Annotated in this window: 14 protein-coding genes and 1 tRNA gene; 11 read left to right on the top strand and 4 right to left on the bottom strand. The window is 70.8% G+C overall.

The features are described from left to right. Window positions 1–115: 115 nt before the first annotated feature. Complete coding sequence (locus ACLU3S_RS25890) at window positions 116–778, top strand: DegT/DnrJ/EryC1/StrS family aminotransferase (RefSeq protein ID WP_413954355.1); 663 nt, start codon at window positions 116–118, stop codon at window positions 776–778. 86 nt (window positions 779–864) lie between these two features. Then, window positions 865–937, top strand: a tRNA-Thr gene (locus ACLU3S_RS25885). 44 nt (window positions 938–981) lie between these two features. Here ACLU3S_RS25885 and ACLU3S_RS25880 read toward each other — a convergent pair. Continuing rightward, window positions 982–3,741, bottom strand: a complete 2,760-nt coding sequence (locus ACLU3S_RS25880) for a SpoIIE family protein phosphatase (RefSeq protein WP_413954354.1) — start codon at window positions 3,739–3,741, stop codon at window positions 982–984. A gap of 410 nt (window positions 3,742–4,151) precedes the next feature. Here ACLU3S_RS25880 and ACLU3S_RS25875 point away from each other — a divergent pair, with 410 nt between their 5' ends. The 9 genes from ACLU3S_RS25875 (at window position 4,152) to ACLU3S_RS25835 (ending at window position 18,571) form a co-directional block, all read left to right on the top strand. Next, window positions 4,152–9,611: a HAMP domain-containing protein gene (locus ACLU3S_RS25875; RefSeq protein WP_413954353.1), complete on the top strand. Its 5,460-nt coding sequence runs from the start codon at window positions 4,152–4,154 to the stop codon at window positions 9,609–9,611. Window positions 9,612–9,885: 274 nt separating this feature from the next. Continuing rightward, window positions 9,886–10,566: a two-component system response regulator gene (locus tag ACLU3S_RS25870; RefSeq protein ID WP_413954352.1), complete on the top strand. Its 681-nt coding sequence runs from the start codon at window positions 9,886–9,888 to the stop codon at window positions 10,564–10,566. 124 nt (window positions 10,567–10,690) lie between these two features. Further along, window positions 10,691–13,420, top strand: a complete 2,730-nt coding sequence (locus ACLU3S_RS25865) for a DNA translocase FtsK (protein WP_413954351.1) — start codon at window positions 10,691–10,693, stop codon at window positions 13,418–13,420. Between the two features lie 299 nt (window positions 13,421–13,719). Further along, window positions 13,720–14,562, top strand: a complete 843-nt coding sequence (locus ACLU3S_RS25860) for a RodZ domain-containing protein (protein WP_413954350.1) — start codon at window positions 13,720–13,722, stop codon at window positions 14,560–14,562. 93 nt (window positions 14,563–14,655) lie between these two features. Then, window positions 14,656–16,128 carry a 30S ribosomal protein S12 methylthiotransferase RimO gene (rimO, locus tag ACLU3S_RS25855; protein WP_413954349.1) on the top strand — a complete coding sequence of 491 codons (1,473 nt, stop codon included), beginning with the start codon at window positions 14,656–14,658 and terminating at the stop codon, window positions 16,126–16,128. After that, window positions 16,125–16,892 carry a CDP-diacylglycerol--glycerol-3-phosphate 3-phosphatidyltransferase gene (gene pgsA / locus ACLU3S_RS25850; RefSeq protein WP_413954348.1) on the top strand — a complete coding sequence of 256 codons (768 nt, stop codon included), beginning with the start codon at window positions 16,125–16,127 and terminating at the stop codon, window positions 16,890–16,892. The genes rimO and pgsA overlap by 4 nt, the downstream gene beginning before the upstream one ends. Beyond that, entirely contained in the window at window positions 16,889–17,434 is a 546-nt protein-coding gene (locus ACLU3S_RS25845) for a CinA family protein (protein WP_413954347.1), read from the top strand. The genes pgsA and ACLU3S_RS25845 overlap by 4 nt, the downstream gene beginning before the upstream one ends. A gap of 109 nt (window positions 17,435–17,543) precedes the next feature. Next, complete coding sequence (locus tag ACLU3S_RS25840; protein WP_053666341.1) at window positions 17,544–17,918, top strand: helix-turn-helix domain-containing protein; 375 nt, start codon at window positions 17,544–17,546, stop codon at window positions 17,916–17,918. 182 nt (window positions 17,919–18,100) lie between these two features. Continuing rightward, complete coding sequence (locus ACLU3S_RS25835; RefSeq protein WP_413954346.1) at window positions 18,101–18,571, top strand: Dps family protein; 471 nt, start codon at window positions 18,101–18,103, stop codon at window positions 18,569–18,571. Between the two features lie 319 nt (window positions 18,572–18,890). On the opposite strand, the gene ACLU3S_RS25830 is transcribed toward ACLU3S_RS25835, so the two are convergent. From ACLU3S_RS25830 to ACLU3S_RS25820, 3 genes are all read right to left on the bottom strand, one after another. Then, window positions 18,891–19,655, bottom strand: coding sequence for an SDR family NAD(P)-dependent oxidoreductase (locus tag ACLU3S_RS25830; RefSeq protein WP_413954345.1), 765 nt, complete (start codon window positions 19,653–19,655; stop codon window positions 18,891–18,893). Window positions 19,656–19,974: 319 nt separating this feature from the next. After that, complete coding sequence (locus ACLU3S_RS25825; RefSeq protein ID WP_413954344.1) at window positions 19,975–20,820, bottom strand: Fpg/Nei family DNA glycosylase; 846 nt, start codon at window positions 20,818–20,820, stop codon at window positions 19,975–19,977. Window positions 20,821–20,868: 48 nt separating this feature from the next. Continuing rightward, window positions 20,869–21,197, bottom strand: a 329-nt coding sequence (locus tag ACLU3S_RS25820; protein WP_413954343.1) for a hypothetical protein, incomplete at its 5' end; no start/stop codon positions are given.

Below are 21,197 nucleotides of genomic sequence, written 5' to 3'. Positions count from 1 at the left end.
AATTCTTCAAAAAGGTCGGATCCTGAACTTCGGTTCGGGGTCCGGCCTTTTTCTGTTGTGCGTAACGCGTCGTTCACGTTGCGGGCCCAGCATCCAACGCATGGGAACTGCTGCAATGCTCAGGGCCGCCGGCGTCGGAGCCGGTGACGAGGTCGTCGTACCCGCCTTCGGAAACGTCGAGGTCGCCGAGTCGGTGACCCTGGCCGGCGCGCTCCCGGTGTTCGCGGACATAGATCCGGTGACCTACTGCCTCGACCCACAGGCGGTCGAGGCTGCCGTGACTCCCCGCACCGCGGCCGTCGTTGTGGTCCACCGATTCGGCCGGCGGGCGGACGTGGGCCGGTTTCACGCGCTGGGGCACCGGCACGGACTGCTCGTGCTGGAACAGGGCGAGTCCGAGGCGCCGTACGAGGAGACTGCCCAGCGCCGGGAGCGGGCCGCGTATCTCGACCGGAAGCTGAAGGGCGTGCGCACGCCGGACGGTGGCGACGGGCACACCTACCAGCAGTACGTCGTGCGGGTGCCGGGGAACGGCCGGCCGGACCGGGACGCCTTCGCACGCGCCCTGCGGGCCAAGGGAGTTGACTGCCGGGTGCCGGTGAAGACGCCGGTGCACCGGCTGCCGGAATTCCGTCGGTACCTGTCCCTGCCGCAGACCGAACAGGCCGCCGACGAGACGCTCGCGCTACCCGTCGACGCCTCTCTCACCAAGCGTGAGGTGCAGCGGACAGCCTCCGCGTGCAACGCTCTCGGTGGACTGTTTCAGGCCGCCTTCTGACCGGTCACCGAACGCGTTTGGGAAGTCGGGCCTGTTCGGGGTAGAGTTTTCTTCGTCGTCGCGAGGGAAACCTCGAAAGCGGCAAGGCCCCTATAGCTCAGTCGGCAGAGCGTCTCCATGGTAAGGAGAAGGTCAACGGTTCGATTCCGTTTGGGGGCTCCGGCAAAAGGACCCCACCCTTCCGGGTGGGGTCTTTTCGTGTCTCATGCCTCTTTGTGGATTCCGGGAACTCTCATCGCCAGAATCGCCATGTCGTCGGACGGGGCGTCGGACGCGAAGCGCTCCACCGCGCGCATGATGCGGGCGGCGACCGCTCCCGCTGTCAGGCCCGTGCACGTGGTGAGGACGTCGGCGAGGCCGTCGTCGCCGAGCATGCGTGTCCCCTCCCGGCGCTCGGTGACACCGTCGGTGACGCAGAGCAGCACGTCACCGGGGTCGAGGGTGACCCTCTCCTCGTACAGCTCCAGGTCCTCGATGACGCCGAGCAGGGGCTGCGGTTCGGCCGCCGCCATCACCGTGCCGTCCTGGCGCAGCCGCAGCGGGAGCGGGTGACCGGCGCAGACCACCTTCAGCTCGGCGCTGCCGTCCTCCTGCGGGCGCAGCTCGCCGTAGAGGAGGGTCAGGAAGCGGCTGCGGTCGCCCTCGTCGAGGATGGCGGAGTTCAGTCGTTCCAGGACCGCCGGGCCGCTCAGGCCCTCGCGGGCCAGCAGCCGCAGGGCGTGCCGAGCCAGTCCGGTGACCGCCGCCGCGTTGGGGCCCGTGCCGCAGACGTCGCCGATGGCAAAGCCGTACGCGCCGTTGCCGATGGGGAAGAGGTCGTAGAAGTCGCCGCCGACCTCGTTGCCCTCGCCGGCCGCGCGGTAGATGACCTCCACCTCGACGCCGTCGATGTGCGGTGTGCCGGGCGGGAGCAGGCTGCGCTGGAGGGCCTGGCTGATGGCCGTGCGCTCCGAGTACAGCCGGGCGTTGTCCAGGGCGAGGGCGGCCCGGCGGGAGAGGTCTTCGGCCAGTTCCAGGATCTCCTGGCGGAAGTGCTCGTCGGTGGGCTTGCCGAGGACCAGCATGCCGATGACGCGGTTGCGGGCGACGAGTGGCAGGACCACCGTCTCGCCGCCGACCGCGGAGGCCGTCGCGAGGGTCGGGCCGATGCCGGGGGAGACCTGGTGCGTGGGGCCGCCGGTCAGGCCGAGGCTGCGCATCGAGGTGCGCAGGGCGGCGCGGTGGGCGACCTCGCCGGGGGCCGTCCAGACCCGGGCGCCCGGCGTCGGTACCGGGTCCGGCGGTGGGACCTTCGACAGCAACGACTTGATGCCGTCGATGAGTTCCTCGTCCTCGTGCAGGACGTACGACAGATACGGTTCCGAGGCCTGGTCGGCGATCGTGTAGACGGCGCACCAGGTGGCCAGGGTGGGGACCGTCATCTGGGCCATGAGGGCCAGTGTCTGGTCGCGGTCCAGGGTGCCGGCCAGCAGGTCGGACGCCTCGACCAGGAAGCTCAGGGAGCCGCGGCGCAGCCGCTCCAGCTCGCCGAGGCGGGCCGACTCGACGGCCAGGGCGATGCGGTCCGCGGCGAACTGCAGCCGCAGCGCCTCCTCGTTGGAGTATCTGCCGGGCGACTCCGCCGCGACGCCGAGGGAGCCGGTGAGGCGGCCCTCGACCTTCAGCGGGACCGTGACGACCGATCGCATGCCGGTGCCCGACAGGAGCGGTACGGCGCCGGGGACGGCCGCCAGGTCGTCGTGCACGGCGGGCATGCGCGCCGAGCCGTAGCGGCCGGGGCCCGCGTCGACGGGCACGCGCGCGAAGCGCTGGCGCGCGGAGGGCAGGCCGGTGGAGGCGCGGACCTCCAGCTCGGTCTCGTCGTCGGTGGCCAGCAGCAGGAACGCGGAGTCGGCGTCGAGCATGTCGCGGGCGCGCTCCACCGTGCGCTGGAGCAGTCCGTCGAGGTCGTCCGGCGCGGGGGAGCCGATGAAGACCTCGAACGGGTCGGCGCTCTGGCCGTCGGACGACGGGGCCTGGTCGGTGGCCGGGACCCGTGACGGCGTCTGGAGGACGGCGCGCTCGTGGTCCCGGACCAGGAGGCAGACGGTGGACGGTTCCCCGCCGGTGTCGCGGACCCGCAGGTGGGAGGCGTACACCGGCACGACCCGGCCGTCGGCGCCGCGGATGCCGTAGCTGCCCTCCCAGCGGGACAGCTGCAGGGCCTCGGCGACGCCCGTGCCCGTGCCGGGGGTGTGCGGCCAGGCCGCGAGTTCGGTGAGCGGCTTGCCGGTCACCTCCGCGGCCGGGTGTCCGAAGATCTCCTCCGCGTCCTCGTTCCAGGCCGTGACGGCGCCCTTGCGGTCGACCTGGACGACGGCGACACGGACCCGGCCGTCGGCCAGGGGCAGCAGGTCGGCAGGCAGGGAAGGACCTGCCGTGCGGGTGCCGACCGCGCGTTCGGGCAGGTTGAGCTGGAACCAGACGTTCTTGTGGGTCGGGGTGTAGTCCACGCCCCAGCGGGTGGCCAGAGCCGCGCACAGCTGCAGTCCGCGGCCGCCCTCGCGGTCCGGGCTGCCCATGGTGGCGGGGGAGCTCTGGAGCGGAACCTCGCGTTCGGGGTAGCGGTCGGAGACCTCGATGCGGACGCCGTCCTCGGTGCGCAGGCACAGCACCTCCGCGTGTGTGCCCGCGTGGACGACGGCGTTGGTCACCAGTTCGCTGGTGAGGACGACGGCGTCGTCCACGATGTCGGCGAAGCCCCACCCCTGGAGGGTGTCGCGGACGAAGGACCGGGCGGTCGCGACCGATCGCCCGACGGGCTTGAAGGTGGCGGCCGCGCGCGCGGTGATCACAGAACTCCTCGTCCGGTTGTCGGCGTGCAAGGCTGCCCGGCCGGCCGGCTCGTGCCGCTGCTGCGGCATCAGCGCGCCCGTCGGCTGTGGCTCCGGGGGCTGGTCCCCGGGGATCAGTCCGGTGGTCATGGTCTGCGGCCGCCCTCCGATGCCCGCTCGTTCTCGTGCCACCGCCCAGGCCGGTCGGCGCCGGTGCGGCTGGACAGCCGCATGCAAGGTTACTTACCTTCGCCGTCCGAGCGGATGCCGGTCGCCGGTGTTTACGCCCCCAAGGGTGTGCGGACGATGTGCGAAGCTGCCGAACTGTTATGGCCTGGTTCGGGCGGGGTGAAACACTGGGCAAGCTTCTGACGAAGGTCGGATCGGGGTGCGTGTGTTCCGTGCAGGGTGGGCAGCAGCCCCTGGTGTGGCCGGATCACGTCTGGCAGAAGTACGCAGCAGTAACCGGTACGCGGAGGCAACCGGTATGCCGAGCACCGGCGTGCCGGGCCGAAGCGGCCGCACACGGCAGTAACGGGCGATCCCCCGGGAGGGACACAGTGGAGTCTGGCGCAGCGACGCGTGGCACGAAGACGCGCGCGAAGGGCGGACCGTCCCTGGCCAGGAGCGGCGGTACCACCGAGGTCGACACGGCTGCCCTGAACCGCCTGCTGGTGGCTCTCGTGGCGATGCGTGACGGGAACTTCCGCAAGCGGCTCACGGTGTCCGGGGGCGGCGTGATGTCGGAGATCGCGGCCGTCTTCAACGAGGTCGCGGACCGCAACATGCACCTGACGGGTGAGCTGTCGCGGGTGCGGCGCATGGTGGGACGTGAGGGAAAGCTCACGGAACGGCTGGAGACGGGCGCCTGCGAGGGCTCCTGGGCGGCCGCGATCGACAACTCCAACGCACTGGTGGACGACCTCGTCTGGCCCGTGTCGGAGGTCAGCCGGGTGCTCACGGCGGTCGCGGAGGGCGATCTGTCGCCGCGGATGGAGCTGCGGACGCAGGCGCCGGACGGTGGCACCGGGCACCCGCTGCGGGGCGAGTTCCTGAAGGTCGGCCGTACCGTCAACAACCTGGTCGACCAGCTGTCGACCTTCACGGACGAGGTCACGCGCGTGGCCAGCGAGGTCGGCACCGAGGGCAAGCTCGGCGGTCAGGCCCGGTTGCGCGGTATGTCCGGTTCGTGGAAGGACTTGACCGAGTCCGTCAACACGATGGCCGACCGGCTGACCGCGCAGGTGCGGGACATCGCGCTGGTGACCACCGCGGTGGCGAAGGGCGATCTGTCACGCAAGGTGACCGTCCATGTGGCCGGCGAGATGCTGGAGCTGAAGAACACCGTCAACACGATGGTGGACCAGCTGTCGGCCTTCTCCTCCGAGGTCACGCGCGTGGCCCGGGAGGTGGGCACCGAGGGCATTCTGGGCGGCCGCGCGCAGGTGCCCGAGGTGGCCGGTGTGTGGAAGGAGCTGACCGACTCCGTCAACACGATGGCGGGCAACCTGACCGCACAGGTGCGCGGGATCTCCCAGGTCACGACCGCGGTCGCCAACGGTGACCTGTCGCAGAAGGTGACCGTTCCGGCGCGCGGCGAGGTGGCGCAGCTCGCCGAGACGATCAACCAGATGACCGAGACGCTGCGGATCTTCGCGGACGAGGTCACGCGCGTGGCCAACGAGGTCGGCGCGGAGGGGCGGCTGGGCGGCCAGGCGAACGTGCCGGGCGCGGCCGGCACGTGGAAGGATCTGACGGACTCCGTCAACACGGTGTTCCGGAACCTCACCACTCAGGTGCGCGACATCGCGGCCGTGACGACGGCCGTGGCCAGCGGTGACCTGTCGCAGAAGGTCACCGTGGACGTGGCCGGCGAGATGCTGGAGCTGAAGAACACCGTCAACGGCATGGTGGACCAGCTCTCGGCGTTCGGTGCCGAGGTGACGCGGGTCGCGCGCGAGATCGGTGTCGAGGGTGAGCTGGGCGGCCAGGCGCAGGTTCCGGGGGCCGCCGGCACGTGGAAGGACCTGACGGACTCCGTCAACACCGCGTTCCGCAACCTCACCGGGCAGGTGCGCAACATCGCCCAGGTGACCACGGCGGTGGCCAACGGCGATCTGTCGCAGAAGGTCACCGTGGACGTCTCCGGCGAGATGCTCCAGCTGAAGAACACCGTGAACCGGATGGTGGACCAGCTGTCGAGCTTCGCCGACCAGGTGACGCGGATGGCCCGGGACGTGGGCACGGAGGGCCGGCTGGGCGGTCAGGCCCGGGTGCACGGGGTGTCGGGCACCTGGAAGGAGCTGACGGACTCCGTCAACTTCATGGCCGGCAACCTGACGTCCCAGGTGCGGCAGATCGCCCAGGTGACGACGGCCGTGGCGCGCGGCGACCTGTCGCAGAAGATCGACGTGGACGCGCGCGGCGAGATCCTCGAGCTGAAGAACACGATCAACACGATGGTCGACCAGCTGTCCGCCTTCGCCGACCAGGTGACCCGGGTGGCCCGGGACGTGGGGACCGAGGGCCGCCTGGGCGGGCAGGCGCAGGTGCCGGGCGTGGCCGGTGTGTGGCGGGACCTCACCGACTCCGTGAACGGCATGGCCGGCAACCTGACGGCCCAGGTGCGCAACATCGCGCAGGTCGCCACGGCCGTGGCCCGGGGCGATCTGTCGCAGAAGATCACCGTGGACGCGCGCGGCGAGATCCTGGAACTGAAGAACACCCTGAACACGATGGTGGACCAGCTGTCGTCGTTCGCCCAGGAGGTCACGCGTGTGGCCCGTGAGGTGGGTACGGAGGGCATGCTCGGCGGTCAGGCCGAGGTGCAGGGGGTCTCCGGCACCTGGAAGGACCTCACGCAGTCCGTGAACTTCATGGCGAACAACCTGACGATCCAGGTCCGCAACATCGCCGAGGTCACGACCGCGGTCGCCAAGGGCGACCTGTCCAAGAAGATCACTGTTGACGCGAAGGGCGAGATCCTCGAGCTCGTCACGACGGTCAACACCATGGTTGACCAGCTGTCCAGCTTCGCCGAGCAGGTGACCCGGGTGGCCCGTGAGGTGGGCACCGAGGGCATCCTCGGCGGCCAGGCGCACGTGCCGGGCGTCACGGGCATCTGGAAGGACCTGAGCAACAACGTCAACCTGATGGCCAACAACCTGACCATGCAGGTGCGCAACATCTCGCAGGTGGCCGCGGCGGTCGCCAACGGTGACCTGACACGGCAGGTGACGATCGAGGCGAGCGGTGAGGTCGCGCAGCTCGCCGACACGATCAACACGATGGTGAAGACGCTGAGTTCGTTCGCCGACCAGGTCACGAAGGTGGCCCGTGAGGTGGGCACGGACGGCATCCTGGGCGGCCAGGCGCACGTGCCGGGCGTGGCCGGGACCTGGAAGGACCTCACCGAGTCCGTGAACCAGATGGCGTCCAACCTGACCGGCCAGGTGCGCAACATCGCCATGGTCACCACGGCGATCGCCAAGGGCGACCTGACGAAGAAGATCGACATCGACGCCCGCGGCGAGATCCTCGAGCTCAAGACGACGATCAACACGATGGTCGACCAGCTGTCCAGCTTCGCCGAGGAGGTCACGCGCGTGGCCCGTGAGGTGGGCACCGAGGGACAGCTCGGCGGTCAGGCGCGCGTGCGTGACGTCGACGGCACCTGGCGGGACCTGACCGAGTCCGTGAACGAGATGGCCGGGAACCTGACCCGGCAGGTGCGTGCCATCGCGCGCGTGGCGACCGCGGTGACCCGCGGCGACCTGAACCTGAAGATCGACGTCGACGCCTCCGGCGAGATCCAGGAGCTGCAGGACTACATCAACAAGATGATCGCCAACCTGCGCGACACCACGATCGCCAACAAGGAGCAGGACTGGCTCAAGGGCAACCTGGCCCGCATCTCCGCGCTCATGCAGGGCCGCCGGGACCTGGAGGACGTGGCGTCGCTGATCATGAGCGAGCTGACGCCGGTGGTCTCCGCGCAGCACGGCGCGTTCTTCCTGGCGATGCCGCTGATGGAGGGCAAGGACGTCGGTGACGGCGAGGACCACTACGAGCTGCGGATGCTGGGCTCGTACGGCTACTCGATGGGCTCCATGCCGACGTCGTTCCGGCCCGGTGAGGCGCTGGTCGGCACGGCCGCCCAGGAGAAGCGCACGATCCTGGTGGAGAACGCGCCGAGCGGCTACCTGAAGATCTCCTCCGGGCTCGGCGAGGCCCCGCCCGCGCAGGTGATCGTGCTGCCGGTGCTGTTCGAGGGCAAGGTGCTCGGCGTGATCGAGCTGGCCTCCTTCACACCGTTCACGCAGATCCAGAAGGACTTCCTCAACCAGATCGCCGAGATGATCGCGACGAGCGTCAACACCATCTCGGTCAACACCAAGACCGAGCAGCTGCTGAAGCAGTCGCAGGAGCTGACCGAGCAACTGCGGGAACGTTCGGCCGAGTTGGAGAACCGGCAGAAGGCGCTGCAGGCGTCCAACGCGGAACTGGAGGAGAAGGCCGAGCTGCTGGCCCGGCAGAACCGCGACATCGAGGTGAAGAACACCGAGATCGAGGAGGCCCGGCAGGTCCTGGAGGAGCGCGCCGAGCAACTCGCGGTGTCGATGCGCTACAAGAGCGAGTTCCTCGCCAACATGTCGCACGAGTTGCGCACCCCGCTCAACTCGCTGCTGATCCTGGCCAAGCTGCTCGCCGACAACGCCGAGGGCAACCTCTCCCCCAAGCAGGTGGAGTTCGCCGAGACCATCCACGGCGCCGGCTCGGACCTGCTGCAGCTGATCAACGACATCCTCGACCTGTCGAAGGTCGAGGCGGGCAAGATGGACGTCTCGCCGACGCGCATCGCGCTCGTACAGCTCGTGGACTACGTGGAGGCCACCTTCCGGCCGCTGACCGCGGAGAAGGGCCTGGATCTGTCCGTGCGGGTCTCCCCGGAGCTGCCGGCGACCCTGCACACCGACGAGCAGCGGCTGCTGCAGGTGCTGCGCAACCTGCTGTCCAACGCGGTGAAGTTCACCGACTCCGGGTCGGTGGAGCTGGTCATCCGGCCGGCCGGCGCGGACGTGCCGCAGTCGATCCGGGAGCAGTTGCTGGAGGCGGGTGCGCTGACCGATCCGGACGGTGAGCTGATCGCGTTCTCCGTGACGGACACCGGCATCGGCATCGCGGCCAGCAAGATGCGGGTCATCTTCGAGGCGTTCAAGCAGGCGGACGGCACCACCAGCCGCAAGTACGGGGGCACCGGCCTCGGCCTGTCGATCTCGCGGGAGATCGCGCAGCTGCTCGGCGGCGAGATCCACGCGCAGAGCGAGCCGGGCCGCGGTTCGACGTTCACGCTCTACCTGCCGCTGCACCCGACCGAGCTGCCGCCGCAGGGCTACCAGCAGTCCGTGGCGCAGCTGGAGGCCGTCGAGCTGGTCGCCTCCGAGGCGGAGCGGTCCTCGGAGCTGTCCGCCGCGGAGATCGAGACGCCGGCCGAGGTGAAGTCGTACCGCGAGACGCAGAACGGCCCGGCGGCGATGTTCCGGCGCCGTCGGCGGAGCGTGCCGCAGGGCGAGCAGCGCGGCGACCAGTGGGCCGTGGTCGCGGAGCAGGACAGGGCGCCGCAGTCCGCGCACGAGGTGCGGTTCGCCGGCGAGAAGGTGCTGATCGTCGACGACGACATCCGCAACGTGTTCGCGCTCACCAGCGTCCTGGAGCAGCACGGGCTGTCGGTGCTGTACGCCGAGAACGGCCGCGAGGGCATCGAGGTCCTGGAGCAGCACGACGACGTGGCGGTCGTCCTGATGGACATCATGATGCCCGAGATGGACGGGTACGCCACGACCACGGCGATCCGGCGGATGCCGCAGTTCGCCGGCCTGCCGATCATCGCCCTGACCGCGAAGGCGATGAAGGGCGACCGGGAGAAGGCGATCGAGTCGGGCGCCTCCGACTATGTGACCAAACCGGTCGACCCGGACCATCTCCTGGCCGTGATGCAGCAGTGGATGGGGGGGAAGTGACGGGATCGCCCGACCACGGTGTGAACACCCGGGGAACCCTCGGCGTGTGCGGGGAGGTGCCTGCATAAGGTGGCGTCGGGCGTATGGGAATGCGGGATTCCGGGAACCCAGGGGGTTCCCGCCGCGTTTCCGGTACGTGCACAGTGACATCGCGGTGACAGGGTGTGGCGACAGGCGGGGTGCGGCTACGATGACCGGCACAAGGACGGGCGGCGAAAGGGAGTCGTCCCCTGGGGCGGCGCCCGGTGTACCGCCGGGGCGAGGAGGGCGGGCCATGGTGCAGAAGGCCAAGATCCTCCTGGTCGATGACCGGCCGGAGAATCTGCTGGCGCTGGAGGCGATCCTCTCGGCGCTCGATCAGACGCTGGTGCGGGCATCGTCCGGGGAGGAAGCGCTCAAGGCACTGCTCACGGACGATTTCGCGGTCATTCTGCTGGATGTCCAGATGCCCGGCATGGACGGGTTCGAGACCGCCGCGCACATCAAGCGGCGCGAGCGGACCCGGGACATCCCGATCATCTTCCTCACGGCGATCAACCACGGTCCGCACCACACCTTCCGGGGGTACGCGGCGGGCGCGGTGGACTACATCTCCAAGCCGTTCGACCCGTGGGTGCTGCGCGCGAAGGTCTCGGTTTTCGTGGAGCTGTACATGAAGAACTGCCAGCTGCGGGAGCAGGCGGCGCTGCTGCGGCTGCAGTTGGAGGGCGGCGGCAAGGGTGCGGTCGGCGGCAAGGAGTCGGCGGGGCTGCTCGCCGAGCTGTCCGCGCGGCTCGCCGCCGTCGAGGAGCAGGCCGAGGCGCTGTCCAAGCAGCTGGACGACGACTCCGCGGACGCGGCCGCGGTGGCCACGGCCGCCCATCTGGAACGCAAACTGACCGGGCTGCGCCGGGCGCTCGACGCCCTGGAGCCGGGGGCGGGGGCCGGCGGTCCGTCGGTGCCGTCGCAGAACTGACGCGTCCGGAGACGGCAGTTGGCCATGAGCGTGCGTCAGCTTCGCGCCCCCGCAAGGGCGACACGAACGGGTGAAGCTGTGGGCACACGTGTCCGCTGTCGTCTCCCCCGGTAACCTCACACCCATGGCCTCACGTTCCTCCGCAGCCAAGAAGCAGCCCGCCAAGAAGGCGGCCGCTCCGGCGAGGAAGGCCGCCGCGAAGAAGGCCCCGGCCAAGAAGGCGCCCGCCAAGAAGGCCCCGGCAAAGAAGGCCCCGCCGAAACCGGCGCCGAGCCCGACCGGGGGCGTGTACCGGCTCGTGCGCGCCCTCTGGCTCGGCCTGGCGCACGCCGTCGGCGCCCTCTTCCGCGGGATAGGGCAGGGCGCGAAGAACCTCGACCCCGCCCACCGCAAGGACGGCGTCGCGCTGCTGCTGTTCGGGCTCGCGCTGATCGTCGCCGCCGGTACCTGGGCCGATCTCAAGGGGCCCGTCGGCGACCTGGTGGAGATCCTGGTCACCGGCGCCTTCGGCCGGCTGGACCTGCTGGTGCCGATCCTGCTCGCGGTGATCGCCGTACGGTTCGTCCGGCACCCGGAGAAGCCGGAGGCCAACGGCCGGATCGTCATCGGCCTGTCCGCGCTGGTCATCGGTGTGCTCGGCCAGGTCCACCTCGCGTGCGGCTCGCCCGCCCGCAGCGACGGCATGCAGGCCATAAGGGACGCCGGCGGCCTCATCGGGTGGGCGGCGGCCACCCCGCTGACGTACGCCATGACCGAGGCGCTCGCCGTGCCCCTGCTGGTCCTGCTGACCGTCTTCGGTCTGCTCGTGGTGACCGCCACCCCGGTCAACGCCATCCCGCAGCGGCTGCGCGCGCTCGGCGTGCGCCTGGGCCTGGTGCACGACCACGAGGCCGAGGAAGGCACCGAGGACGACGAGCGCTACGAGGAACAATGGCGCGAGGCGCTGCCCGCGCGCCCCCGCGGGCGGCGCGGCGCCCCCCAGGCGTACGACCCCGACAGCGCCGAGCAGGAGGCCCTCGCGCAGCGCCGGAGCCGCCCCAGGCGCTCGGCGGTGCCCCAGCCGGACCCGCAGCGGCAGATGGACGCCGTGGACGTGGCGGCGGCCGCGGCCGCCGCGCTCGACGGCGCCGTCCTGCACGGCATGCCGCCGTCCCCGCTCGTCGCCGACCTCACCCAGGGCGTCAGCGTCGGCGACCGGGAGGAGACGACCCCGGTACCGGCGCTCGCGACGTCGGCCGCTCCCGCGACGCCGGTCCCGGCCGCGCGCCCCAAGCAGGAGAAGCTCAAGGCGGACCCCGTCGTCCCCGACCTCACCAAGAAGGCCCCCGAGGACCACCGCGACCTGCCGCCGCGCGCGGAGCAGCTCCAGCTCGCCGGGGACATCACCTACGCACTGCCCTCCCTGGACCTGCTCCACCGCGGCGGCCCCGGCAAGGCGCGCAGCGCCGCCAACGACGCGGTCGTCGCCTCGCTCACCCAGGTCTTCACCGAGTTCAAGGTCGACGCGGCGGTCACCGGCTTCACCCGCGGTCCGACGGTCACCCGCTACGAGGTCGAGCTCGGGCCCGCCGTGAAGGTCGAGCGGATCACCGCGCTGACCAAGAACATCGCGTACGCGGTCGCCAGCCCCGACGTGCGGATCATCAGCCCCATCCCCGGCAAGTCCGCGGTCGGCATCGAGATCCCGAACACCGACCGCGAGATGGTGAACCTCGGCGACGTGTTGCGCCTCGCGGAGTCCGCCGAGGACGACGACCCGATGCTGGTGGCCTTCGGCAAGGACGTCGAGGGCGGGTACGTCATGCACTCGCTCGCGAAGATGCCGCACATGCTGGTCGCCGGCGCCACCGGCTCCGGCAAGTCGTCCTGCATCAACTGCCTGATCACCTCGGTCATGATGCGGGCGACCCCGGAGGACGTCCGGATGATCCTCGTCGACCCCAAGCGGGTGGAGCTGACCGCCTACGAGGGCATCCCGCACCTGATCACGCCGATCATCACCAACCCCAAGCGGGCCGCCGAGGCGCTGCAGTGGGTCGTCCGCGAGATGGATCTCAGGTACGACGACCTGGCCGCCTACGGCTACCGGCACATCGACGACTTCAACCGCGCGGTGCGCGAGGGCAGGGTCAAGCCGCCGGAGGGCAGCGAGCGGGAGCTGCAGCCCTACCCGTACCTGCTGGTGATCGTGGACGAGCTGGCGGACCTGATGATGGTCGCCCCGCGCGACGTGGAGGACGCGATCGTGCGCATCACGCAGCTCGCGCGCGCGGCCGGAATCCACCTGGTGCTCGCCACCCAGCGTCCGTCGGTCGACGTGGTCACCGGCCTGATCAAGGCCAACGTGCCCTCGCGGCTCGCCTTCGCCACGTCCTCGCTGGCCGACTCCCGGGTGATCCTCGACCAGCCGGGCGCCGAGAAGCTGATCGGCAAGGGTGACGGCCTGTTCCTGCCGATGGGGGCGAACAAGCCGACCCGTATGCAGGGCGCGTTCGTGACCGAGGAAGAGATCGCGGTCGTCGTCGAGCACTGCAAGAACCAGATGGCGCCCGTCTTCCGGGACGACGTCACCGTGGGCACCAAGCAGAAGAAGGAGATCGACGAGGACATCGGCGACGACCTCGACCTGCTGTGCCAGGCGGCCGAACTCGTCGTCTCGACCCAGTTCGGGTCGACGTCCATGCTCCAGCGCAAGCTGCGGGTCGGCTTCGCCAAGGCCGGCCGCCTCATGGACCTCATGGAGTCCCGCAACATCGTGGGACCCAGCGAGGGCTCCAAGGCACGTGACGTTCTGGTGAAACCCGACGAACTCGACGGCGTGCTCGCGCTGATTCGCGGGGAGATCGAGGGATAGTACGAAGAGCCGCTCGGTGCAACTCGGGTTACGCCGGACGGCCGGATCGTCGTGCCACGCATCCGCTGCCGTGACCCACCCGTTAGAGATCGGCGAGCAACCGTTTCCCTTTGCCGTACGTCAAGTTGAGCGAGAGGACAGGCAGGCGCCCCGATCGGGGGTATCTGCCCGTCCAGCCGTCGGATTGTCGGGCCATTCCGATGGCGTACAGAGTCCTGCCGCCCGGTTGCCCCACCCTTTCGTACCCCCCCTAGACTGAGCTTCCAGCACAGGTGGCTACACGCTCGAAAGGCGCCCCCGTGTCCATCGGCAACTCCCCTGAAGACGAGCGTCCCTTCCCAGACGAGTCCCAGGAAGCCCGACCCTCCGTGGGCCGTGCCCTCCAGCAGGCGCGGATCGAGGCCGGGCTCACCGTGGACGACGTCAGCAGCGCCACTCGTGTCCGCATCGCCATCGTGCACGCCATCGAGGCGGACGACTTCGCCCCCTGTGGCGGCGACGTGTACGCGCGCGGGCACATCCGCACGCTGGCGAGGGCCGTGCACCTCGATCCTGCCCCGCTGATCGCCCAGTACGACGCCGAGCACGGAGGCCGTCCCGCGCCCACCCCGGCGGCGCCCCTGTTCGAGGCCGAGCGGATCCGGCCCGAGCGGCGCGGGCCGAACTGGACCGCGGCGATGGTCGCCGCGATCGTCGTCGTGATCGGCTTCGTCGGTTTCACCGCGTTCAAGGGCGGTGACGGCGGCAGCGACGCCAAGTCGCAGGTGGCCGAGGGCACCACGCCCGCCGCCGGCACGTCGCCCTCGCCCACGCCGACGAAGGACAAGCCCGCGGCCCCGACCCCCGAGCCCTCCGACAGCGCCATCGCGGCCGCCCCCCAGGACAAGGTGACCGTCCAGGTCAGCGCGCCGAACGGGCGCAGCTGGATCTCGGCCAAGGACCACAATGGCCGGATGCTCTTCGACGGGCTGCTGAAGAAGGGCGAGTCCAAGACCTTCCAGGACAGCTCCAAGATCAACCTGATCCTCGGTGACGCCGGCGCGATCGAGCTCTACGTCAACGGCAAGAAGATCGAGGACAACTTCAAGCCGGGCCAGGTGCAGCGCCTCACCTACACGAAGGGCGACCCCGTGGCCGGCTGACCGGCCGTCGGGGGAGCGGATGTGACGGGGTCGGCCGAGATCGGCCAACCCCGTCGACGTGGGCTGTCGCCGAGACGAAGTAGTCTTGAGCCCATGCCTGAACGCCGTACCGTCGCACTCGTCACACTCGGCTGCGCCCGTAACGAGGTGGATTCCGAGGAGCTCGCAGGCCGTTTGGAGGCGGACGGCTGGCAGCTCGTCGAGGACGCCGCGGACGCCGACGTCGCCGTGGTCAACACCTGTGGATTCGTCGAGGCCGCCAAGAAGGACTCCGTCGACGCCCTGCTGGAGGCCAACGACCTCAAGGACCATGGCAGAACCCAGGCCGTCGTGGCGGTGGGCTGCATGGCCGAGCGGTACGGCAAGGAACTGGCCGAGGCGCTGCCCGAGGCCGACGGCGTGCTCGGCTTCGACGACTACGCGGACATCTCCGACCGCCTGCAGACCATCCTGTCCGGCGGGATCCACGCCTCCCACACCCCCCGCGACCGCCGCAAGCTGCTGCCGATCAGCCCGGCCGAGCGGCAGGAATCGGCTGCCGCCGTCGCGCTGCCCGGGCACGGACCGGCCGACCTCCCCGAGGGCCTGGCGCCCGCCTCCGGTCCCCGTGCCCCGCTGCGCCGCCGCCTGGACGGCTCCCCGGTCGCCTCGGTGAAGCTCGCCTCAGGCTGCGACCGGCGCTGCTCCTTCTGCGCCATCCCGTCCTTCCGGGGCTCCTTCATCTCCCGGCGCCCCAGCGACGTCCTGAACGAGACGCGCTGGCTGGCCGAGCAGGGGGTGAAGGAGATCATGCTGGTCTCCGAGAACAACACCTCCTACGGCAAGGACCTCGGCGACATCCGCCTGCTGGAGTCGCTGCTGCCGGAGCTGGCCGAGGTCGACGGCATCGAGCGGGTGCGGGTGAGCTACCTGCAGCCGGCCGAGATGCGCCCCGGGCTCATCGACGTCCTCACCTCGACGCCCAAGATCGCCCCGTACTTCGACCTGTCCTTCCAGCACTCCGCGCCCGGCGTGCTGCGCGCCATGCGCCGCTTCGGCGACACCGACCGCTTCCTGGAACTGCTCGACACGATCCGCTCCAAGGCGCCCGAGGCCGGCGTGCGCTCCAACTTCATCGTCGGCTTCCCCGGCGAGAGCGAGGCGGACCTGGCCGAGCTGGAGCGCTTCCTGAACGGCGCCCGCCTGGACGCCATCGGCGTGTTCGGCTACTCCGACGAGGAGGGCACGGAGGCGGCGACGTACGAAAACAAGCTCGACGAGGACGTCGTCGCCGAGCGCCTCGCCCATGTCTCCCGGCTCGCCGAGGAACTCGTCTCGCAGCGCGCCGAGGAGCGCGTCGGCGCGACCGTGCACGTCCTGGTGGAGTCCGTGGACGAGGAGGAGGGCGTCCACGGCCGCGCCGCGCACCAGGCGCCGGAGACGGACGGCCAGGTGCTGCTCACGAGCGGCGAAGGCCTGAGCGCCGGACGTATGGTCGAGGCGAAGGTGGTCGCCACGGAAGGCGTCGACCTGGTGGCCGAGCCGCTGGCCGGCTCGCTCGCGTGTAGTGAGGAGGCGGGCAGATGACCGGAGTCCCGGCATCCGCCGCGGGCGGCTCCTCCGGCGCGCACGGCGCCCGGGGCCCCGCCGCTGCCGACGGCGTTGTTCCCGAGGTCTCCGGCTCTGCTCCTGCCCCCGGCGCCGACGTGACGCCCGACACCAGGCCCGCGCGCGGCGCGAAGATCGCGGCCGCGGCCGTCAACCAGGCCAGTGTGTGGAACGTCGCCAATCTGCTGACCATGCTGCGGCTGGTCCTGGTGCCCGGCTTCGTGGCGCTGATGCTGGCGGGCGGCGGGTACGACCCGGCGTGGCGCTCCCTCGCCTGGGCGGCCTTCGCCATCGCCATGATCACCGACCTGTTCGACGGGCATCTGGCGCGCACCTACAACCTGGTCACCGACTTCGGGAAGATCGCCGACCCCATCGCCGACAAGGCGATCATGGGAGCGGCGCTCATCTGCCTGTCGGGCCTGGGCGATCTGCCGTGGTGGGTGACGGCCGTCATTCTCGGCCGGGAACTCGGCATCACCCTGCTGCGTTTTCTGGTCATCCGCTACGGCGTGATCCCGGCCAGCCGCGGCGGCAAGCTCAAGACGCTCACCCAGGGGGTGGCCGTCGGGATGTACGTGCTGGCGCTGACGGGATGGCTGGCCACTCTGAGGTTCTGGGTGATGGCCGTGGCGGTCGTCCTGACCGTGGTCACCGGTCTCGACTATGTGAGACAGGCCATCGTCCTGCGCCGGCGGGGAATCGCCGAGCGAGCCGCCGCGTTGGAGGAGACGCAAGCGTGACTTCCCGGGCCGCCGAAGCGGTGCGACTACTGACAGTGAGGGGCGAGACCCTCGCGGTGGCCGAGTCGCTCACGGGTGGCCTGGTCGCGGCGGAGATCACCGGCGTCCCCGGAGCGTCCAAGGTGTTCCGGGGTTCGGTCACCGCGTACGCCACCGAGCTGAAGCACCGGCTGCTGGGCGTCGACGCCACCCTGCTGGCGCAGCGCGGAGCCGTGGACCCGCAGGTCGCGGCCGAGATGGCGGCCGGGGTCCGCAAGGCCCTCGGGGCCGACTGGGGCATCGCGACCACCGGGGTCGCCGGCCCCGATCCCCAGGACGGAAAGCCGGTCGGGACGGTCTTCGTGGCCGTCGACGGACCACTGACCGCCGGCTCTGGTTCTGCCGGTGGCGGAAAAGTGGAGGCGCTGCGGTTGAACGGCAGCCGTTCGGAAATTCGTATGGAGAGTGTACGGAGCGTACTCGCGGTGCTCCTGGAGCAGCTCGCGGGCGAACAGACTGGGAATGAGCGGGCACAGGATACGGAACGGAACGGGGGGTTTTGATGTTTGCAGCCCTGAGTGAACACGACATCGCTCCCCGCACGGCCGCGGCGCGAGGCGGTACGGTGGGGCGTGAAGGATGCGGCTACGCGGTCCGAGGAGGGAGCCACCGATGATTCTGCTCCGTCGCCTGCTGGGTGACGTGCTGCGTCGGCAGCGCCAACGCCAGGGCCGTACTCTGCGCGAAGTCTCCTCGTCCGCCCGAGTCTCGCTCGGCTATCTCTCCGAGGTGGAGCGGGGGCAGAAGGAGGCTTCCTCCGAGCTGCTCGCCGCCATCTGCGACGCGCTGGACGTACGGATGTCGGAACTCATGCGAGAGGTGAGCGACGAGCTCGCGCTCGCCGAACTGGCCCAGTCCGCCGCGGCCACCGAGCCCGTACCCACGCCGGTCCGCCCGATGCTGGGTTCCGTCTCGGTGACCGGTGTGCCACCGGAACGGGTGACCATCAAGGCCCCCGCGGAAGCGGTGGACGTGGTCGCCGCGTGACCTTCACGCCGGCATAGTCAACCCCGATACGTGTGAGGCCCCGGCCTGCCGCTCCAGGAAGACCTGGCCGGCAGGCCGGGGCCTTGCGGGCTTCCTGCCCCGATGTGCATCCGTTTGCCGGGCCTGGGCGGTGCGGTCATCGTGGAGGGATGTGACGGCGCCCCCAGCATCGGAGGAAGCAGATGTACGTCGTGAAGAGCCGGTTGGCCGACGCCGAGCTGAAGACCGTGGCCGAGGCGCTGCAGGGCGCCCTCGTGGACCTGATCGACCTCTCCCTGGCCGCCAAGCAGATCCACTGGAACGTGGTGGGTCCCCGCTTCCGATCCGTGCACCTGCAGCTCGACGAGGTCGTGAGCTCGGCACGCGACCACTCGGACACCGTCGCCGAGCGGGCGTCGTCGCTGGGCGTCCCGCCCGACGGACGCGCGGCCACGGTGGCGGCCGACAGCGGCATCGGAGCCACGGCGGCGGGCTGGATCAAGGACACGGACGCGGTGGGGGCGATGGTGACCGCGCTGGGCGCCGTGGTCGCCCGGATGCGGGAACGCGTAGCCGCGACCGCGGAGCCCGACCCGGTGACCCAGGACATCTTCCTCCGGATCACGGCGGATCTGGAGAAGCATCACTGGATGTTCCAGGCGGAGAACGCGTAGGGGCCCGGCCGGTGATGCTTCCGTGAGCCCATTGGTGCGCCTGCCGCGCGGGGCCGGCGGCGGTCTAGCGTCCCGCAGGAGGTGATGGCGGCCATGGTGGGGCTGACAGTGCGCTGGGCGGTGGCGCTCGGGCTCGGGGCGGTGTGGTGGTGGGCCGTCCTCAGGCTCGCCCTGGGGCAGGGGGCGGGCGTGCTGGAGGGGGCCGTCGCGGCCGGGGGGTGGGGGCTGAGTGTGCTGCCCGTGCACTGCGTGCCCAAAGGACGGGCGGCCGGGGCCGTGCGCACCGGGCGCTGGACGGCCGCCTGGCAGGGAGCGGACGCTACCAGGGCATCGCCACACCCCCGTTCGGGCGCAGTATCTGACCAGTGGTGAACGCCGACGCGTCCGACGCCAGGTACAGCACCGCCTGCGCGACGTCGTCCGGTTCGCCGACCCGGCCCAGCGGCGCCATCCGGGCCAGCACGGCCTCGGTGTGCTCCTGCGTCCCGCGGTCGTGGCGGTCGGTCATGGGGGTGCGGATCCAGCCCGGCGCGACGGCGTTGACCCGGATGCCGTGCCGGCCGACCTCCGTGGCCAGCGTCCGGGTCAGCTGCACCACGGCCGCCTTCGCCGCGCCGTAGCAGAGCAGGCCGGGGCCGCCGGTGTCGACCGCGCCGGAGGCCATCGTGACGATGCTGCCCCGGGTGTCGTGGCCGAGCATCAGCCGGGCCGCCTCCTGGCAGGCGTACAGGACGCCCTTGAAGTTGACGTTCATCACCCGGTCCAGATCCTCGTCGCGGGTCCGCAGGACCGGGCTGCTGTGCATGATCCCGGCGATCGCCGCCATGACGTCCAGGCGCGCGCAGGCGCGAACGGCCTCGGCGAGGGCCGGCCGGTCGGTGACGTCCAGGACATGGGTAAGGGCCCTGCCGCCGCGCCTCTCGATCAGTTCGGCCGTGCCGTGCAGGCCGTCCGCGTCCCGGTCGGCGCAGTGCACCGCCGCGCCCGCCTCGGCGAGCAGGACGGCGGAGGCCCGGCCGATGCCGCCCGCGGCACCGGTGACGAACGCGGTGCGCCCGGTGAGGTCGTACGCGGTGAGAGCCATGAGGCGACCGTACGAGTGTTTCTGACAGTCCGTCAATTAATGTGCAGCTCGTCACTTGTTGGCACACGGCTCAGCACTCGTCGGCGTACGGCTCGACGCTTGTTGTGGCGGGGATCGTCAATGGCGTGGCGCGGCGCGTGGGTTCGGGTGTGGGGTGATGGCGGCTGTGGGGGAGAGGTCCGGCTGCGGAGGTGATGACGCCTGTGGGGGACAGGTCCGGCTGCGGAAGATGGTCACGTTTGTGGGGAGTGGTGACGGCCGGGGCGTACGGCTGTGAGGGGCCGCACGTCGGGGTGCGGCGCCCGCTCGCGCGGGGCGATCAGCCGGTTCGGCGGGGGTAGCGCTCCCGCCAGCGCTGCGGTGCGCCCGGTGCGGGAGCGGGGCCCGGCTGGCAGGTGGGGCACCAGTAGGTGGGGCGTTCCTGGGAACCGTCTCCCTGGTCGGCGACCCGGACGGGGGTGCGGCAGCGCAGGCAGGGACGGGGAGCGCGGCCGTAGACGAACAGGTCCGGCCGGTGCAGTCCCGTGGTCTGCCGCACCGGGCGGTCGCGGTTCGCCTCCAGCAGTCGCTTGGCGAGGGCGGGCAGCTTCTCGGCGCGGTCCGCGGGGAGCGCGCCGACCGGCAGCCAGGGGGTGACGCCGAGCAGGAAACATAGCTCGCTCTTGTAGACGTTGCCGATCCCGGCCAGATTGCGCTGGTCGAGCAGGGCCTCGCCGAGCGGGCGGGCCGGGTCCGCGAGCAGGTTCGCCAGGGCGCGCTCGGGGTTCCAGTCCGGGCCGAGCAGATCGGGCCCGAGGTGGCCGACGACGCGTTCCTCCTCGGTCGTGCGCAGCAGTTCCAGGACCTGCAGGCGGTAGCCGACGGCCGTGCGGTCGGCGGTGCCGAGCACCGCGCGGATCTGATGGGCGGGCCCGCCCCGCCAGCGCTCGCCCGTGCCGTACACCTTCCACGCCCCCTCCATACGCAGGTGGGTGTGGAGGCTCAGGCCGCCCTCGAACCGGGTGAGCAGGTGCTTGCCGCGCGGAATCGTGCTCAGCACCCTGCGGCCGGTCAGGTCGACCGTCGCATACTTCGGCACCCGGAAGTCGCTGCGGGTCAGAGCCTTGCCCGCGAGGGCCTCGTGCAGCCGCCGCGCGGCCTGCCAGACCGTGTCACCTTCGGGCATGGGTCAAGGGTGCCACGCACGTGCGGCGAAGCCGGCCCACGAAGGCCGTCACGCTCTCATGCGCAGGCCGCGGGGTGTCGCCACGAATCCCGCCGCTTCCAGAAGGGTGCCTATCGGGGCGGTCAGGGCCTGGGCGCCGTTGATCCGCTCCACCGTGACCGTGCCGAGCGAGCCCGCGCGGGCGGCCTCCGCCAGGGCCTCGGCGGCCGTGCGGAGGCGGGGATCGTCGGTGGCCGCGGTGTCCGGGGCCGCGGGCCAGGCCAGGAGGGTCTTGCCGCCGCGCTCCATGTACAGGGTCAGCTCGCCATCCACCAGGACGACCAGCGAGCCTGCCTTGCGGCCCGGTTTGTGCCCGGCTCCGGTCGGCGGCTCGGGCC

It is taken from the genome of Streptomyces sp. AF1A (genome assembly GCF_047340315.1).
In the GTDB taxonomy this organism is placed as follows: Bacteria; Actinomycetota; Actinomycetes; order Streptomycetales; family Streptomycetaceae; genus Streptomyces.
This window is presented reverse-complemented; position numbering and strand designations above follow the sequence as displayed.

What these genes read in the sequence shown, in the direction of transcription:
- ACLU3S_RS25890 (WP_413954355.1), top strand. Translation starts at nt 116, where the DNA reads ATGCTCAGGGCCGCCGGCGTCGGAGCCGGTGACGAGGTCGTCGTACCC.
- ACLU3S_RS25880 (WP_413954354.1), bottom strand. Translation starts at nt 3,741, where the DNA reads ATGACCACCGGACTGATCCCCGGGGACCAGCCCCCGGAGCCACAGCCG.
- ACLU3S_RS25870 (WP_413954352.1), top strand. Translation starts at nt 9,886, where the DNA reads ATGGTGCAGAAGGCCAAGATCCTCCTGGTCGATGACCGGCCGGAGAAT.
- ACLU3S_RS25865 (WP_413954351.1), top strand. Translation starts at nt 10,691, where the DNA reads ATGGCCTCACGTTCCTCCGCAGCCAAGAAGCAGCCCGCCAAGAAGGCG.
- rimO (WP_413954349.1), top strand. Translation starts at nt 14,656, where the DNA reads ATGCCTGAACGCCGTACCGTCGCACTCGTCACACTCGGCTGCGCCCGT.
- pgsA (WP_413954348.1), top strand. Translation starts at nt 16,125, where the DNA reads ATGACCGGAGTCCCGGCATCCGCCGCGGGCGGCTCCTCCGGCGCGCAC.
- ACLU3S_RS25840 (WP_053666341.1), top strand. Translation starts at nt 17,544, where the DNA reads ATGATTCTGCTCCGTCGCCTGCTGGGTGACGTGCTGCGTCGGCAGCGC.
- ACLU3S_RS25835 (WP_413954346.1), top strand. Translation starts at nt 18,101, where the DNA reads ATGTACGTCGTGAAGAGCCGGTTGGCCGACGCCGAGCTGAAGACCGTG.
- ACLU3S_RS25830 (WP_413954345.1), bottom strand. Translation starts at nt 19,655, where the DNA reads ATGGCTCTCACCGCGTACGACCTCACCGGGCGCACCGCGTTCGTCACC.
- ACLU3S_RS25825 (WP_413954344.1), bottom strand. Translation starts at nt 20,820, where the DNA reads ATGCCCGAAGGTGACACGGTCTGGCAGGCCGCGCGGCGGCTGCACGAG.